Below are 16,268 nucleotides of genomic sequence, written 5' to 3'. Positions count from 1 at the left end.
GTCAGCCCGGATTGTTGTCGATGTCATCGCCATGGATCTGTACCTTCGATCTGCCGCGGATGATGATTTCATCGGCAACAAGTTCGATGCGACCCGGCGTGATGGTGATGCTGGACGTGCCCACCGTCATCGTGTGCGAGTCGGCGGCCGTGAGTGTGCTGTCGGCGCCGACGATGACGCTTTTCGCCAGGCCGATCTGCTCGGCCTGCGCCAGCACCACGGTGGTGTTCATGGCGCCGATGACGGTGGTCTGGTAGGCGGCGCCGATGGTCAGCACCTTGGCCAGGCCGATGGTTTCGTCCTTGGCCAGGGTCACCCGTTCCGAGCGGTGGCCGTCGATCTGCACCTGCTCGTTGCCGCCCACGTGTTCGCGGCGGTTGTCGCCGATGTCGATGTGTTCGTCATGGTCGACGCGCTCACGGCGGTTGTTGTGCACGGTGATGTCTTCATCGTGGTCCACCGTTTCCGTGCGGTCGCGCTTGACGTGCACGGTTTCATCGCGGTCGACGGTTTTGCGCCGGTCATTGCCCACCCAGTGCGATTCGTCATGCTCGACTTCGATGCGCTGGTCTTTTTCCGCATGCAGCCACAGCTCTTCCGCATCCTTGCGGTCTTCGAAGCGCAAGGCGTTGGCGTGCGCGGTCGAACCTTTCTTTGAGGAACGGCTCAGCATGCCGCTCTGCGTCTTGTTCGCCGGTAGCTCCCACGGCGGCATGTTGCGCGCGTTGTAGACGCAGCCGATGATGAGGGGCATGGCGACGTTACCGTCGAGAAATTGCACGGCCACTTCCATGCCCACCCTGGGCAGGCTGATGTGGCCGAAATTCGGGCCGGCCCAGTTCGATATCACCCGTATCCACGGCGAACTCTTGTCGTCGAAGGTACCCAGGCGGTCCCAGTGGAATTGCACCTTCACGCGCCCGTAGCCGTCCGTGTGGATTTCCTCGCCGGGCGGCCCGACGACGGTGGCCGTTTGCACGCCGTAGATCTTCGGTTCGCGGCTATGGAAATTGCGGCCGGGGCGCCAGGGGATGGCGCGGGCGATGCAGGTAAAGGTGTTGCTGTAGTGCGAAGTGGCGCCGTGTCCTTGCTGATAGTTGTTGCTGGCGTAGTGGTGCACGGACAGGATTAGGTATTCGCTGGCTGCGTTGTCGAAATGTCCGCCCAGGGTGAACCAGCGTCCCGGTTGCGCCGTGCGATCGTTGCCTTGCGCCTCGAACAGCTGTCCCTGGGCGTCGCGCTCTTCCATGCGGCGCCGGGCCAGCTGTTCTCCATCGTCGATGTTTTTAAAACCGTAGCTGCCCGTGTTTTCATATACTTCCAGCGATGGCACGGCGCCCTGCCGGTTCAGCGAGTCGCGGCTGGCGCGGGCGCTGCGCGGGTTCTTGAAATTGAAGCTGGCTACCGTCATCTGGCTTGGCGCCATGCGCCGCACGGTGCTCCATTGATGCACGCCATCGTCTTCCAGGGAGCCGGCCTGATGCTGGAAGGGGATTTCACTCAGTTCACCATCGATGGGCTTGCCGGATGTGCTGTCGTCCGACAGCCACAAGGTGTGGCCGTCAAGGCGGTGTTCGTAGCGGTAGTGCCAGCCCAGTTGTTCCCAGTGGCGGTGCAGCAGGTTGTGGTCGCTCTCGTTGTGCTGGCATGTGTAGGTGATGGCGGGATCCGGGCCGCCGGCGGCCAGCTTGTAGTCGCGCATCAGGTAATCATCGAAGACCTTGTCCGTCAGCGCCGCCACCGTCAAACCGTGGAAGGCGACATTGTTTTGGCGCAAGTGCAGGTGCGACAGCCACGGTTCCAGCACCATTTCGTAAAACGCAAAACCGCCGTCCGTGCGCAGGAAGCGAAATTCAAATACGTAGCCATTGAAGTAGCGCAAGGTGCCGTCTTCGCGCACCAGGTCGACGGTCACCATCTTGCCCATCACTTTGTCGAGCGCGATGCTGGCATTTTCGGACAGCACTTCCACCACATAGGAAAAGTCGCGCGACAGGCTTTCGCTCGCGGCCAGGCTGTTGGCCAGGAACTGGATACCGGCGGGGCCATCGCCCTGCGGAAAGTGCAGGCGCAGCAGGCGTTGGCCCTGCATGTCGCCCGTTATTGCCGTCCATGCCGCCGTCGTATCGGGGAACTGGCTCATCGTGCATCGCTTCACGGTAGGGATCGTTGGCCGACTGTAGCAATAGCGAACACAGGCGTTTTTGCGCGGCCGCAAGGTTCAATCGTTGAATGAGGGCATCAATTGCATTTCGTAGTGCATGTCATCGCGGTGGCGCGGCGCTGCCGTATCGCCGAGGAAACTGTTGCAACCGAGGCCGCCTTGTGGCGCGGCCGTCAACGCCACCCCCCGCACCTCGCTGGCGCGCAGCACCAGCACGATGTCGTAGCGCACGAGCGGCTGGCCGAACAGCATCAGCATGTGGCGCAGCGCCTGGCTGGCCGGGGCACGGGGCAGGAAACTGGCGTGCTGCTGCGCCGTGAGCGGGCCGAGGCGCAGGCGCACGGCCAGGTCGGGACGGCGGCAGCGCCCGCCGACGAGGGCGCGCTGGCCCAGCACGGCGTTTTCTCTGCCCAGCGCCGTTTGTTCGCGCGACGCCAGTACGTCCATGGCGCCCGTCGCCTCGTCGATGTGGCAGGGCACGCCGAAATGGTCGCCGAGGATGCGCGCCATGACGATGGACGAGACGTCGTGTTGCTGGAGCAAGCCGCTGTACAGGCCGGCCGCCGCCTCGTGCTGGCCCGGGCGGCAAGCGGCCAGGGCCAGCAGGCGCGACAGGAAGTCCTTGGCATGGCCGGCTTGTTCGATGCGGTATTTTTGCCAGGCCTGGTAAAACAGGGCGACGGCGCGGCTGGAAAACAGGTCGAGAAAAGCGCGCGGGCCATTCTCGCGTTCGCTATGCTGGTGCGCGGCGATGCGCTCCGAATAGTGGCTGGGCAAGCTGCCCTGGCAACCCAGCAGGCCCATGAAGGCGGGCGTGAGGTGGATGGGCTGGCCCTGACCGGACAGCAGCGCTTGCAGCAGGGCATCGGCATCGGCTATGCCGCCGGTCGTGAGCGCCTCGACCTGGCTGGCGGGAAAGCGCAGCGAGACGCTATTGTCGAAGCGCACGAACTTTGCCAGCGCCGTGGGCTCGTCGACGCCGTGTGCGGCCAGCCAGGCCAGCAGCAGGCGCAGCGCCTGGAAGCACTCGAAGCGCTGCGGCGCGTCGAGCAATTGCTGGATCACGCTGGCGTGGCGTCGGCGCTGCGTTCCGGGCATCGCAGGATTTCCTCGCCGCTGCGTTGGGACCGCAGCGTCAGTTGGCTAAAGCAGTTGAGCTGGCTGTTCAGGGCGAAATAGCGCTGCAGCACCTGGGCAAAAATATAGATGCTGCTGCCGACGAACGCTTGCTCGTCGATGCCCAGGCGGATGGCGATGCCGGGCATCAGGGTGGGAAACGGTACGGTGGGCATCCACGCGCGCGTGCTGCCGTGTTCGAGCGTGACGATGCCCTGGATCAAGCGCTGCGTGGCGGGCGAGCGGGGCAGGTCGTACAGACTGAGCATTTTCTGGAATTCGCCCAGGCCCGCTTGCGTCAGGCTCGAGTAATTGAGCGACAGGTGTGCAATCAGGCGCCAGTGCGTGTCCGCCTGAAAGCGCATGCTCGGTGACGGTTTGCGCAGGAAGCGTGCGGGGATGCCGTCGGGCACGTCTTCGGCCAGCAGGTCGCCGCCGGGCAAGCCGTAATGCAACTGCGTGGGCAAGTCGCGGTTGCTGCACAGCAGCTGCGTCGAGACGGTGGCGCTGGCCGCGCAGTCCGGGGAGAATTGCGGGTCGATCAGACTCAGGCGCATTTCATGGCCGGGGCTGATGGCGGCCACGGCTTCGTCGCGGCGCGCCAGCCAGTATTGACCATACTCCTGGCCACGCTCCTGGTCATATTCGCCCTGGGCGCCTTGCAGCGAGGCATACAGCGGCAGGAAGGCGCTCAGGCGATCGCCGGCCTGATCCTTGCGCACCACGGTGACGGCTTCGATGCTGTGGATGTCGTAGGCAAACGCATGCGTGGCATCGGCCACCAGGGCGTAGTCGGGCTCGGTATGCGTGAGGCGGATCGGCACGCCGGACTTGGCAAACAAATTGACGACGGGCGTGCAGCCGAGCAGCAGGTTGTCGCGGCTGGCGCCGGACAAGAGCCGCGCTTCGTGGCTGTCGCTGCGCACGCCCTTGAGCGGCAGGTGCAAGGTGAATTGGCGGCACTGTTTCGGCAGCAGGGGCGCCAGCAGCGACCATCCGATATCGATGAAGTGAAATTTTTCCGGGAAGGCAAAGTATTCGGTCAGCAGGCGCAGGGCCGGGTGCGAACGGGCGGAAATGGGGATCAGCGCCTCGTCGTCCGCATAGCCGGCCGGCGCCAGCAAGGTGCCATTGACGGCTTGCCACGGCCCGTGTTCGTCCAGCGCCACGTAGGCGCCCGCGCCGTGCAGGAACAGGGCGTCGAGCAGGGCGGCGCGCACGGACGGTTCGCCATCGGCAAACAGGCGCAGGCTGGAAAAGCCGGCCTGGTCCAGGTGGTACTGTTCGCTGCTGCTGGTGAACTGAATGCTCAGCAAGGCGCTGGCGCCGGCGGGCAGGCGCAGGCCGGGCGGCGCGTCGAGGAGCGGTGAAAAATGCAGGCGAGAAATGGTCAGCGGCGCCAGGGTCACGTCATACGCGCTGGTGAACTTGCAAGCCACGCCCTGCACCGGCTGCGAGCGCAGCACCGTGCCGCGCGCCACATGCGCAAGCTGGGCCAGCTGGCCGCCGCCCGGTGCTTCGTCGGCGGCGATGCGCACGATGGAGCACGAGGGAAACGGCCGCAGATAGTGCGGATACAGGGTGTCGAGCAGGGAATGGGTAAATTGCGGATAGGCGTCGTCGAGGCGCTTGGCGACCCTGGCCGTGAGCAGGGCGACGGACTGGATCAGGCGCTCGATGTGCGGGTCTTCGCATGTCTCGCCGGCGATCAGCAGGCGCCCAGCCGCCTTCGGATAGCGGCTGGAAAACTCGCGCGTGTACTGGCGGAACAGGCCCAGCTCACGCTCGTAATACGGCAATAGTTGTTCCACGGTCGCGCTCTCCGCCAGCAGGAAAGCTCCATGCTGGCATCAGGCGCGACCGTGTGTGTTGATGCGTAACAATGAATTTTAGAAATGGTACTCCGCGCGTATCATCGGCGTCTTCGCCGTCTGGCCCACGTTGCCCGTGGTGGCGGGCGAGTTGCCGAACTTGTTCTTCCAGTACTGGTATTCCAGGCCCACGCGGAAGGTGTTCTTGGCGCTGCCCAGGGCCGCGCCCACGTCGAACATCACTTGCATGTCGATATTCGTTTCCACCGCCGTCTTGCGCCCCACTTCATCGTTGCCTTTTGAATCGATGAGATTGAAGAAACCTTCGAACGAGAACAGCGGCGACAGGGGGATGCCCCAGGCGCCCGTCAGCATGGCGTGCGTTTTATACGTGTAGCGGCCCGTCACCTGCGAGATGGGCGGGAAGGCGCCGCTGGGGGCGTTGCTTTCGCGCAGCAACAGCAGGCTGGTGTTGAAGAAACCGGGAACGTCCCACATCAGGGTGGGGCCGGCCACCAGCATGCGCTTGCGCGAGTTGTAGCCGACGTCATTTTTCGTGTTGACGTCGAAGCCCAGGGTGACGCCGACGCCGCGCACGGGGCCGAACTTGATGTCGCTGCCGCGCACCTTGCCGATGTCGATGGTGTTGCGGTAGACCAGGTACGCCTCTTGCGCGCCGGAGGTTTTACCCAGCGCGCCAGGGTCCTTGCTGTCGGACATGAGGAAATCGAGGTTGACGAAGTTGCTGCCGTATTTGTAGCCGCTGGCGTGCGTGATGGCAAAGATATTTTTCTTGATGTCGTCCGGATTGAACGGCTCGCGGTAGTCATTGCCGGCGCGCCAGCTCAGCGCGGTATCGCTCCATTCGGCAGCCTGGGCGGTCGCGCCCATGCCCAGGGTGGTAGTGAGGCAGAGCAACAGACACGGTATGATTTTTGGCACTTTCGGCTCCTGATGGCGGTGTTGGAAAACGGGAAATGAAATAGCAGGGGGCGTAGCCCGCATGAAGCGCTGCGATGGGGCATATTGCGCGCCGTTCAATCCATGATGCGAGAAGCGCCGCGTCGGGCGATATGTCTTATCTGCATACTTACTATCAGTTCTTGCATATAATCATCGCACCTTCTCGCCCTTGCGGGGCAAGGCGGCCGCTGTAAAGCTGATAATTTTTTTCAAAATTGTATACAGGTGTTGTTTTTTTGTGGAAATAGAAATGCGCGCCGCCGCGCCATCCCCCAAGCGCCGCGGATGCCGATACGATAGAGACAACAGCTTGAATTTCTCCACCGGCGACGATGCCGGCGACCTTGCAGCGAGGCACGAAAAAAACAATGACGGCACGCCTGGAATTACTCGATATCAGCAAGCGCTATCCGGCCGTGGTGGCCAATGACGGCATCTGCCTCACCGTCGCGTCCGGACAGATCCACGCCGTGCTGGGCGAAAACGGCGCCGGCAAATCGACCTTGATGAAAATCATCTACGGCGCCGTGCAACCGGACGGCGGCCGCATCCTGTGGAATGGCCGTGAAGTCGAGATCGCCAACCCCTCGGCCGCGCGCGCGCTCGGCATCGCCATGGTGTTCCAGCACTTTTCCCTGTTCGACACCCTCACCGTGACGGAAAACATCGCCCTCGGCTTGCCGGCCGGTACCAACATGGCGGAGCTGGCGCAGCGCATCGAAGCGACGGCGCGCCAGTACGGCCTGGACCTGGAACCGCAGCGCCACGTGCACACGCTTTCCGTCGGCGAATGCCAGCGCGTGGAAATCGTGCGCGCCTTGCTGGCCAAGCCGCAACTGCTGATCCTCGATGAACCGACGTCCGTGCTGACGCCGGGCGCCGTGGAAAAACTGTTTACCACCTTGCGCCAGCTGGCGGCCGAAGGCTGCAGCATCCTGTATATCAGCCACAAGCTCGACGAGATCCGCGCCCTGTGCCACACGTGCACGGTGGTGCGCGCCGGCAAGAACGCGGGCGTGTGCGACCCGTCGCAAGAGTCGGCGGCTAGCCTGTCGCGCATGATGATCGGCGCCGAGCCTCACGCCGTCACGCGCGTGGCGCGCACGCCGGGCGCCGCCATGCTGAGCGTGCGGCAGCTGGACCTGCCGAAGAGCCACCCGTTCGCCACGCAATTGACGGATATCAATTTCGACGTGCGCGCAGGCGAGATCGTCGGCATCGCGGGCGTGTCCGGCAATGGCCAGCAGGAATTGCTGGCCGCGTTGTCGGGCGAGGACATGCGCGCGGCCGCCGGCAGCATCGTGCTGAACGGCACGCCGGCGGGCCGCTTGCCGCCGGGACGCCGGCGCGCCCTGGGCTTCGGCTTCGTGCCGGAAGAAAGGCTGGGACGGGGCGCCGTGCCCGACATGGGGCTGGCCGACAATGTGCTGCTGAGTTTGCAGACCCCCGCCACCATCCGCCACGGCTTCGTGCGCCACAAGGTCATCGCGCAGCGGGCGGCCGCCATCATCGCCCGCTTCCAGGTGAAGGCGGGCGGGCCGCAGGCGCTGGCGCGCAGCTTGTCGGGCGGCAACTTGCAGAAATACATAGTCGGACGCGAAGTCATGCGCGAACCCACCGTGCTGGTGGTGGCGCAGCCGACCTGGGGCGTGGACGTGGGCGCGGCCGCGCAAATCCGCGCCGAATTGCTGGCGCTGCGCGATGCGGGCTGCGCGCTGCTGGTCGTGTCGGAGGAACTCGATGAATTGTTCGATATCAGCGACCGCTTGCTGGTGATGGCAAAGGGAAAGATCTCACCGTCGCTGGACGTGGGCGAAGCCAGCGTGGCGCAGGTGGGGCAATGGATGAGCGGGCTGTGGCCGCAGGAGGCCATCCATGGCTAAGTTCGCCTTGCGGCTGGAAGCCCGTCCCACACCGTCGCGGTTGATGTCGTGGCTGTCGCCCGTGCTGGCCGTGCTGCTCACGGTGCTGTGCGGCGCGCTGTTGTTTCTTGCGCTGGGACACGATCCGCTGGCCGGCCTGGCCGTCTTCTTTGTCGAACCCTTGCGCGACGCGCATGGCTGGTCCGAGCTGGGCATCAAGGTGGCGCCCCTGCTCTTGATCGCCGTGGGCCTGGCCATCTGTTTTCGCGCCAACATCTATAACATCGGCGCGGAAGGGCAGCTGACCCTGGGCGCCATCTGCGGCGGCGCGGCCGCCCTGTACCTCGATGACGGCGTCGGCGGCGCGGCCATCATCGGCGTGTCCTTGCTGGCCGGCATGGCCGGCGGCATGGTGTGGGCGGGCCTGGTGGCCTGGCTGCGTGACCGCTACAACGCCAGCGAAATCCTCGTCTCGCTGATGCTGGTGTATATCGCCCAATTGCTGCTCAGCTATCTCGTGTATGGCGTGCTGCGCGACCCGGAAGGGTTTAATTTTCCCCAGTCGAAACTGCTGTCCGATGGCTTGCTGCTGCCGATGGTGATCAGCGATACGCGCTTGCACATCGGCATCGTGTTCGCCTTGCTGGCCTCGCTGGGCGGCTGGCTGTATCTGTCGCGCAGTATTTCGGGTTTTCGCCTGCGCGTGGGCGGTATGGCGCCCGCCGCGGCCCGCTATGCGGGCTTTTCCTCGCGCAAGACCTTGTGGTCGTCCCTGCTGATCTGCGGCGCCCTGTCCGGCCTGGCGGGTGCGTGCGAAGTGCTGGGGCCGATGGGGCAGTTGACGCCCACGGTCTCGCCCGGCTACGGCTTTGCCGCCATCATCGTCGCCTTCGTGGGGCGCTTGCATCCCGTGGGCGTGATTTTCTCCAGCTTCGTCATGGCCCTGTTTTATATCGGCGGCGAACTGGCGCAATCGCGCCTCGGCTTGCCCAGCGCGATCACGGGCGTGTTCCAGGGCATCTTGCTGTTCGCCTTGCTCGCTTGCGACGTGCTGATCCAATACAAATTGCGCTGGAGGAAACATGGATAACCTGGCTTTCACCATCGCGCCCCTGATCGCCGCCAGCATCAATGCGGGCACGCCGCTGATGCTGGCCGCCCTCGGTTTATTGGTGAATGAAAAGGCGGGCGTGGTGAACCTGGGTGCGGAAGGCATGATGCTGGTCTCGGCCATCACGGGCTTTGCCGTGGCCGTCAATACGGGCAGTCCCACCCTGGGTTTCTTGGCGGGAGCGGGCGCCAGCATGCTGCTGTCCGGCTTCTTTGCCTGGCTGACCGTATGGCTGGGCACGAACCAGTACGCGACGGGCCTGGCTTTATCTTTGTTCGGCGCGGGCGCGTCCACGTACATCGGCTTGAAGTATGTGGGCAACAGCTTGCAGAATGGCCGCTTCGGCATCCCTTACCTGGAAGACATTCCCGTGCTGGGGCCGGCCCTGTTCCGCCAGCATGCGATGGTGTATCTGTCCTTGCTGCTGTGCGTGGCCATCGCCTGGTTCCTGTACCGCACGCGGGCGGGCCTGGTGCTGCGCGCCGTGGGCGAGTCGCCGTCTTCCGCGCATGCGCTCGGCTATCCCGTGCGGCGCATCCGCCTGGCGGCCGTGCTGTTCGGCGGCGCCTGCTGCGGCCTGGCCGGCGCCTTTTTGTCGCTCGTCTACACGCCCCTGTGGGTCGAGGGCATGGTGGCGGGGCGGGGCTGGATCGCGCTGGCGCTGACCACCTTTGCCACCTGGCGCCCGGCGCGCGTGGTGGGCGGTGCCTACCTGTTCGGCGGCATCACGATATTGACCTTCCACGCGCAGGCGCTGGGCGTGCCCATCGCGTCGCAACTGCTGTCGATGCTGCCCTACCTGGCGGCCATCGTCGTGCTGGTGCTCATTTCCAGCAATGCCAATTACATCAAGCTCAACATGCCCGCTTCGTTGGGGAAAAATTTCAATCCCGGAAATTAATCACTCACCACAAGGAAAACCATGTCCAAGAAACTAGTATGCGCCGCCGTTTGCAGTGCTGTTTTGATGCCCGTCATGGCCGCCGCTCCCGCGACGGCGCCGCTGAATGTCGGCTTCGTGTATATCAGCCCCATCGGCGACGCGGGCTGGACCACCCAGCATGACCTGGCCCGCAAGGAAATGGAAAAGGCGCTGGGCAGCAAGATCACCACCAAGTATGTGGAAAACGTGCCGGAGAGCGCCGATGCGGAACGGGTGATCCGCGACCTGGCGCAAACGGGCAGCAAGCTCGTCATCACGACTTCGTTCGGCTACATGAATCCCACCTTGAAAGTGGCGAAGCAATTTCCTAATGTGAAGTTCATCCACCTGACTGGCTACAAGACCGCCGTCAACGTGGCCAACACGAATGCGCGTTTTTATGAAGGCCGCTACCTGGCAGGCGTGTTGGCGGGCAAGATGAGCAAGACCCATGTGGCTGGTTATGTGGCGGCGTTCCCGATCCCCGAAGTGTTGCAGGGAGTTAACGCTTTCACGCGCGGCATGCGCAGCGTCGACCCCAAGGCGGAAGTGAAAGTGGTGTGGGTGAATAGCTGGTTCGACCCGGGCAAGGAGCGCGACGCGGCCATCACCCTGATCGGCCAGGGCGCCGACGTGGTCACCCACCACACGGACTCGACCGCCGTGGTGCAGGCGGCGGAAGAGAAGGGCAAGTATGCGATCGCCTACCATTCGGACATGAAAAAGTACGGTCCGAAGGCGCAGCTGGCCGCCGTCACCCACCATTGGGGCGACTACTATACGAAGCAGGCGCAAGCCGTGCTGGACGGCACGTGGAAGTCCAGCAGCACCTGGGGCGGCATCAAGGATGGCATGGTCAAGCTGGAAGGTATCAACGCCGCCGTGCCCGCCGATGTGAAACAGTTTGTATTGGCGCGCGAGAAAGACTTGGTAGCTGGCAAGCTCAATCCTTTCAGCGCGCCGATCAAGGATAACGATGGCAAAGTGCGCCTGGACAAAGGCGTGCTGGACGATGCAGCGCTGACGAAGATGGATTATTTTGTCGAAGGCGTGGCAGGGAAAGTTTCCGGAAAGTAATAGGTTTGAGTATAAACTTGCTGTAATATTGCCGGAAACGGGAGCAGGGCCGGGGATACATGCGCGTTCCCGGCCCACCCACAGAGCAGAGCTTGAACAAGCCCGTACCGGAGATTGACCCATGGATAGACTGGAAGTATTCAAGATTATCGCGCTGCAAGCGAGCAAGGGCGAGCTGACGTTCCCCGCCAACGTCAAGGCCACCTTGAAGCTGCAGGAAGCGCTGGACGACCCCGATTGCCATATCGAAGCGGCCGCCCGCATGGTCATGGCCGAGCCGCTGTTGTCGGCCAGGGTCGTGGCCTTGGCCAACTCGGCCGCCTACAACCGTTCCGGCAATGAAATCGCCAACGTGCGCGCGGCCGTCTCGCGCCTGGGCTTTGCCACCTTGAAATCGATGGTGGCGTCCGTCATCGTGCGCCAGCTGGGCAGCCAGATCACGGACCCGCAATTGCGCGCCAAGGCGGCCAAGCTGTGGGAACACACGGCCCACGTGGCCGCGCTGAGCCAGGTGATCGCGCGGAAAGTTACGCATGTCGATGTGGAAACGGCCATGTTCGCCGCCATCGTGCACGAAGTGGGCGGCTTTTATCTGCTGTCGCGCGCCGAGGAATATCCTGGTTTGCTGGACGATAATACCGAAGACTGGATCGAATACGGCGAAAAGCTGATCGGCCGCGGCGTGCTGCGCCAGCTGCAGGTGCCCGACATGGTCTTGCAGGCCGTGGAAGGCATGTGGCATGGCGGCAGCCCGTTCCCGCCCCGCACCCTGGGCGCGACCCTGGTGCTGGCCAACGATCTGTCGCCTGTCGGCTCGCCCCTGCATCCGCCGGAAAGCGCCGCGCGGCGCCAGGCGGCCGCGAAGATCGACTTCGGCATCGGCGGCAGCACCTTGCACACCATCCTCGACGAATCGGCGGAAGAGATCGAATCGCTGGCGGCGGCCTTGCTCGTGTAATTGCTGGTCTGACGCAGCTTCCATCGCCCATCCCCGCCCTTGCCGCGGGGATTTTTTTCGTCCGCATTTTGATCCATCTTTCCCCATGGCATACAATCGCCGGCTCGGCCATCCGCCGGACCGCTTTCCTCCTCTTACCCAAAGGATATTATGCAGAAGCTGTTTTCTTCCCTCGCCTTGACTGCGCTGGCGTTTTCCGCCCAAGCCGCTACCGGTTTGCCCATCGTGCAGGAAGCGCCCCTGCGCGCCCACCTGGCCTTCCTGTCCAACGATTTATTGGAAGGCCGGGGCACGGGCCAGCGCGGCGCCGACCTGACGGTGGCTTACCTGGAAACCCAGGCGCAGATGGCCGGGCTGCAACCCGTGCGCGGCAACAGCTACCGCCAGAGCGTGCAAATTGCCGGCGTGAAATCCTTGCCGCAAGAGAGCAGCCTGCAAGCCGTGGCGGGCGGCAAGGCCGTGCCGCTGGCGTTCGGCCCGGACTGGGTCTGGGCCACGGGCGACTCCGTTGCCGCGCATACCTTCGATGCGCCGCTCGTGTTCGTCGGCTACGGCATCACGGCGCCGGAAGAAGGCTGGAACGATTTCAAGGGTGTCGATGTCAAAAACAAGATCGTCGTCATGATGGTCAACGACCCGCAACCGACCGCGCTTGATCCGAACCGCTTCGCCGGCAAGGCGCTGACCTATTACGGCCGCTGGACCTACAAATTCGAGGAAGCCAGGCGCCAGGGCGCCGCTGGCGTGTTGCTGATCCACACGAAACCGTCCGCCTCGTATGACTGGAGCGTGGTGCAGAACAGCTGGAGCGGCAGCGAGCGCTTCCAGTTGGCGGACCGCACGGCCGGCACGCCGCTGCAGGGCTGGATCGCGGAAGACGCGGCGCGCCGTCTGTTTGCGGCTGGCGGGCAGGACCTGGACGCCTTGCGCGCGCAGGCGGAAAACAAGGATTTCAAGGCCGTCGCATTGAACGCCAAACTGTCGGGCGAGATGAAATCGGCCGTGCGCAAGGTGGAGCAATTCAATATCGCCGGCATGGTGCCGGGCACCGACCCGAAACTGAAGGATGAAGCCGTCATCTACAGCGGACACTGGGACCACCTGGGCAAGCAGGGAGACAGCGGAGACACGATCTACAACGGCGCCGTCGACAATGCGTCGGGCACGGCCGGCTTGCTGGCCATGGCGCAGGAAGCCGTCAAGCAACCCGCGAAGCGCACGCAGATCTTCCTGTGGGTGGCGGCCGAGGAGCAAGGGTTATTGGGCAGCGCCGCCTACGCGGCCGACCCGCTGTGGCCTTTGGACAAGACGGCGGCCGCGCTGAACCTCGACAGCTTGAATTTCGTGGGCGCCACGCACGACATCGGCGCGCAGGGCAGCGAGCGCACGGAACTGGGCGCGATCGCCGCCACGGTGGCCAAAGCCATGGGCATGCATATCGCGGCGGCCCGTCCCGACCTGGCGGGCGGTTATTTCCGCAGCGACCATTTTAGTTTTGCCAAGGCGGGCGTGCCCGCGTTTTCCATCAATGGCGGACGCGAGTACATCAAGGATGTCGAGGCATCGAAAGCCAAGGCGGCCGCCTACGGCCCCCGCTACCATCAGGTCACCGATGAGTACGATGCCAGCTGGGATTTGTCCGGCATGACGCAGCAGGCGCAATTTACGCTGAACCTGGGGCAAGCCGTGGCAAATGGCGCGACGATGCCGGCCTGGAAGGCGGGCGATGCGTTCGGCAAGGCGCGCGCGCCGGCGAAGTAAGGACGTAAAAAAACCGCTCGGCCGAGCGGTTTTTTTCGCGCTGGTTCAGGTGGCGCTTGCCCGTTCCAGCCGGCGCTGCGTGTGGCGGTACTTGCTCCACACCAGCAGCATCAGCAATGGCATGGCGCCGCCCACCATGCACAGGGCGGGCCAGCCGCCGGCGGCAAAGCTGGCGCTGGCCAGGGCCGAACCGGCCGAGGCGCCGATGAAGCCGCCCGCGATGAAGACAGTGGTGACCCTTGCCCGCGCATGCGGCGCCAGTTTATAGATGATGGATTGGTGCGTTACTTGCAAGCCCATCACGCCCATGTCCAGCAGGACGATGCCGATCAACAACAGCACCAGCGAATGGGCGCCAAAGCCGATCAAGGCCCAGCCCGCGATCGAGGCGACGGCCAGCAGCCAGGTGGCCTGGCGCGCGTAGCCGCGGTCGGCCATGCGGCCCGCCGTGTTGGCCGCAAAGGCGCCCGTGGCGCCGGCCAGGCCGAACAGGCCGATCTGCATTTCCGAGTAGTGATACGGCGCGCCGCTCAGCAAGAAGGTCAGCCCTGTCCAGAACACGCTGAAGGTGCCCAGGCCCAGGCCCGAGAACAGGGCGCGCTGGCGCAGCAGCGGTTCCTGGCGGATGATGTCGGCCAGCGAGGCCATCAATTTTCCGTATTGCAGCTTGCCGCGTGGCGCCTCGTTTGGCAGGATGCGGCGCAGCATGACGAGCAGGGCGGCCACGACGATGGCGGCCAGCACGTAGACGGTGCGCCAGCCGCCGCTGATCTGCGACACCGTGCCGGACACGGTACGCGCCAGCAAGATGCCCAGCAACAAACCCGTCATGACGGTGCCCACCATGCGGCCCCGGCTGTGATCCGGCGCATACGACGCCACCATGGCCGTGACCACCATCAATGCGCTGGACGTGATCCCCATCAAGACGCTGGCGATGGCAAAGACGATAATATTCTGGCTGGTAGCGGCCAGCAGCAGGGCGCCGATCTTGGCGATCAGCATCCACGTCAGCAACTGGCGGCGGTTCAGCACGTCGCTGAGGGGCACGAGGAAGACGATGCCCAGCACGTAGCCGATCTGCGTGGCCGTGACCAGGTAACCGGCTTGCGGCACGCTGACGCCAAACGAAGCGGCCAGCATGGACGTGAGCGGCTGCACGTAATACAGGCTGGCGACGAGCACGCCGGCGGACAGGGCGAACAACAGGATGCGGGTGGAGCTCAGCAGGGTGCTGGCATCGACGGAAGAGCTTGCAGATTTCATGCGGTACAGCTTTCTTGGAATAATGCTTTTGGATGAGCATGATAGCGGGGCTGCACATTTCCTGCCGGGCAGGGCCGATTTTGCGGCAGGGGGGAGACAAGACGGCAGGCAAAACGGCAGCTAAACACGCTAGGCAAAAAAATCCCGGCGATCGTTGCCGACGGCCGGGAAAAGGGTATAGGGGGATATACCAGGGAGAGTTAAAACTTAACGAGCGCTCGCCAGCTCCGCATGCACCTGCGCCGTGATTTCATACGAGCGCAGCCGGTGCTGGTGGTCGAAGATCTGCGAAGTGATCATCAGCTCGTCGGCGCCCGTTTCGGCGATGAAGGCGGCCATCTTCACCTTGACGGTGTCCGGCGCGCCGATGGCCGTGCATGACAGGACGGAATCGAGCATGGCGCGTTCCTGCGGACCCAATTGCTCCAGATAACCGGGCACGGGCGGCTGCAGGCGCGACGGGCGGCCCGTGCGCAGGTTGACGAACGCTTGCTGCATCGACGTGGCGCGCAGGTGCGCTTGCTCATCCGTGTCGGCGGCAAACACGTTAAAGCCCAGCATCACGTATGGTTTCGCCAATTGTTTTGACGGCTTGAAGTGTTCGCGGTAATACGCCACGGCTTGCATCATCATCTGCGGCGCGAAGTGCGAGGCGAATGCATATGGCAAGCCCAGGTGGGCGGCCAGCTGGGCGCCGAACAGGCTGGACCCGAGTATCCACACGGGCACTTTCGCGCCCTTGCCGGGTACGGCCAGCACGCGCTGGCGCGGCTCGTCGGACATGTAGTCGATCAATTCCAGCACGTCTTGCGGGAACTGTTCCGCATCGGACTGCAGGTCGCGGCGCAGGGCGCGCGCCGTCGTCTGGTCGGAACCGGGCGCGCGGCCCAGGCCCAGGTCGATGCGGCCCGGATGCAGCGCTTCCAGGGTGCCGAACTGTTCCGCGATGACCAGCGGCGAGTGGTTCGGCAGCATCACACCGCCCGCGCCCACGCGGATGGTCTTGGTGCCGGCCGCCACGTGGGCGATCACGACGGCCGTGGCGGCGCTGGCGATGCCGGGCATGCCGTGGTGTTCGGCCAGCCAGTAGCGGTTGTAGCCCCAGCGTTCGCCGTGCTGCGCCAGGTCGAGCGTGTTCTTGAACGACTGGCTGGCGTCGCTGCCTTCGGCGATGGGGGCCAGGTCGAGTATGGAAAATGGAATCATGGTAGCGATATCGGGACGTGGTGGAAAATCACAATGGACGATTTGTCTATC

Annotated in this window: 12 protein-coding genes; 6 read left to right on the top strand and 6 right to left on the bottom strand. The window is 64.1% G+C overall.

What is annotated here, in order from left to right:
- Position 1 precedes the first annotated feature (1 nt).
- The 4 genes from O3298_RS25605 to O3298_RS25590 all read right to left on the bottom strand — a co-directional run bounded on the left by O3298_RS25605 (position 2) and on the right by O3298_RS25590 (position 5,982).
- The gene (locus O3298_RS25605; protein WP_305060855.1) at positions 2–2,143 is read right to left on the bottom strand and encodes a type VI secretion system Vgr family protein; all 2,142 of its coding nucleotides are present in this window, start codon (positions 2,141–2,143) and stop codon (positions 2–4) included.
- Positions 2,144–2,221: 78 nt separating this feature from the next.
- Positions 2,222–3,262, bottom strand: coding sequence for a type VI secretion system baseplate subunit TssG (tssG, locus tag O3298_RS25600; protein WP_305060854.1), 1,041 nt, complete (start codon positions 3,260–3,262; stop codon positions 2,222–2,224).
- Complete coding sequence (tssF, locus tag O3298_RS25595) at positions 3,226–5,091, bottom strand: type VI secretion system baseplate subunit TssF (RefSeq protein ID WP_305060853.1); 1,866 nt, start codon at positions 5,089–5,091, stop codon at positions 3,226–3,228. The genes tssG and tssF overlap by 37 nt, the downstream gene beginning before the upstream one ends.
- A gap of 78 nt (positions 5,092–5,169) precedes the next feature.
- Entirely contained in the window at positions 5,170–5,982 is an 813-nt protein-coding gene (locus tag O3298_RS25590) for an outer envelope protein (RefSeq protein WP_081922859.1), read from the bottom strand.
- A 440-nt stretch (positions 5,983–6,422) separates the two neighbouring features.
- On the opposite strand from O3298_RS25590, the gene O3298_RS25585 reads away from it, so the two are divergent.
- From O3298_RS25585 to O3298_RS25560, 6 genes are all read left to right on the top strand, one after another.
- Positions 6,423–7,937, top strand: coding sequence for an ABC transporter ATP-binding protein (locus O3298_RS25585; protein WP_305060852.1), 1,515 nt, complete (start codon positions 6,423–6,425; stop codon positions 7,935–7,937).
- A complete protein-coding gene (locus tag O3298_RS25580) occupies positions 7,930–9,006 on the top strand; it encodes an ABC transporter permease (RefSeq protein ID WP_099665242.1) in 1,077 nt (358 codons plus the stop codon). The genes O3298_RS25585 and O3298_RS25580 overlap by 8 nt, the downstream gene beginning before the upstream one ends.
- Positions 8,999–9,928, top strand: a complete 930-nt coding sequence (locus O3298_RS25575) for an ABC transporter permease (protein WP_305060851.1) — start codon at positions 8,999–9,001, stop codon at positions 9,926–9,928. The genes O3298_RS25580 and O3298_RS25575 overlap by 8 nt, the downstream gene beginning before the upstream one ends.
- 21 nt (positions 9,929–9,949) lie before the next feature.
- Entirely contained in the window at positions 9,950–11,026 is a 1,077-nt protein-coding gene (locus tag O3298_RS25570) for a BMP family ABC transporter substrate-binding protein (protein WP_099665240.1), read from the top strand.
- 121 nt (positions 11,027–11,147) lie between these two features.
- Positions 11,148–11,984 (top strand): HDOD domain-containing protein, encoded by an 837-nt coding sequence (locus tag O3298_RS25565; RefSeq protein ID WP_077400451.1) that lies wholly within the window; start codon positions 11,148–11,150, stop codon positions 11,982–11,984.
- A 150-nt stretch (positions 11,985–12,134) separates the two neighbouring features.
- Entirely contained in the window at positions 12,135–13,745 is a 1,611-nt protein-coding gene (locus O3298_RS25560; protein WP_305060850.1) for a M28 family peptidase, read from the top strand.
- 45 nt (positions 13,746–13,790) lie between these two features.
- Here O3298_RS25560 and O3298_RS25555 read toward each other — a convergent pair whose 3' ends face one another.
- On the bottom strand, positions 13,791–15,011 hold the full coding sequence (locus O3298_RS25555) for an MFS transporter (RefSeq protein ID WP_251349868.1): 1,221 nt from the start codon (positions 15,009–15,011) through the stop codon (positions 13,791–13,793).
- Positions 15,012–15,218: 207 nt separating this feature from the next.
- Positions 15,219–16,217 carry an LLM class flavin-dependent oxidoreductase gene (locus tag O3298_RS25550; protein ID WP_305060849.1) on the bottom strand — a complete coding sequence of 333 codons (999 nt, stop codon included), beginning with the start codon at positions 16,215–16,217 and terminating at the stop codon, positions 15,219–15,221.
- Positions 16,218–16,268: the final 51 nt, after the last annotated feature.

Origin of the sequence: Janthinobacterium sp. SUN137, assembly GCF_030587265.1 — a bacterium.
Lineage (GTDB): Bacteria > Pseudomonadota > Gammaproteobacteria > Burkholderiales > Burkholderiaceae_D > Janthinobacterium > Janthinobacterium kumbetense.
Note: the sequence above shows the minus strand (reverse complement) of the source record. Positions and strands in the feature narration are given on the sequence as shown.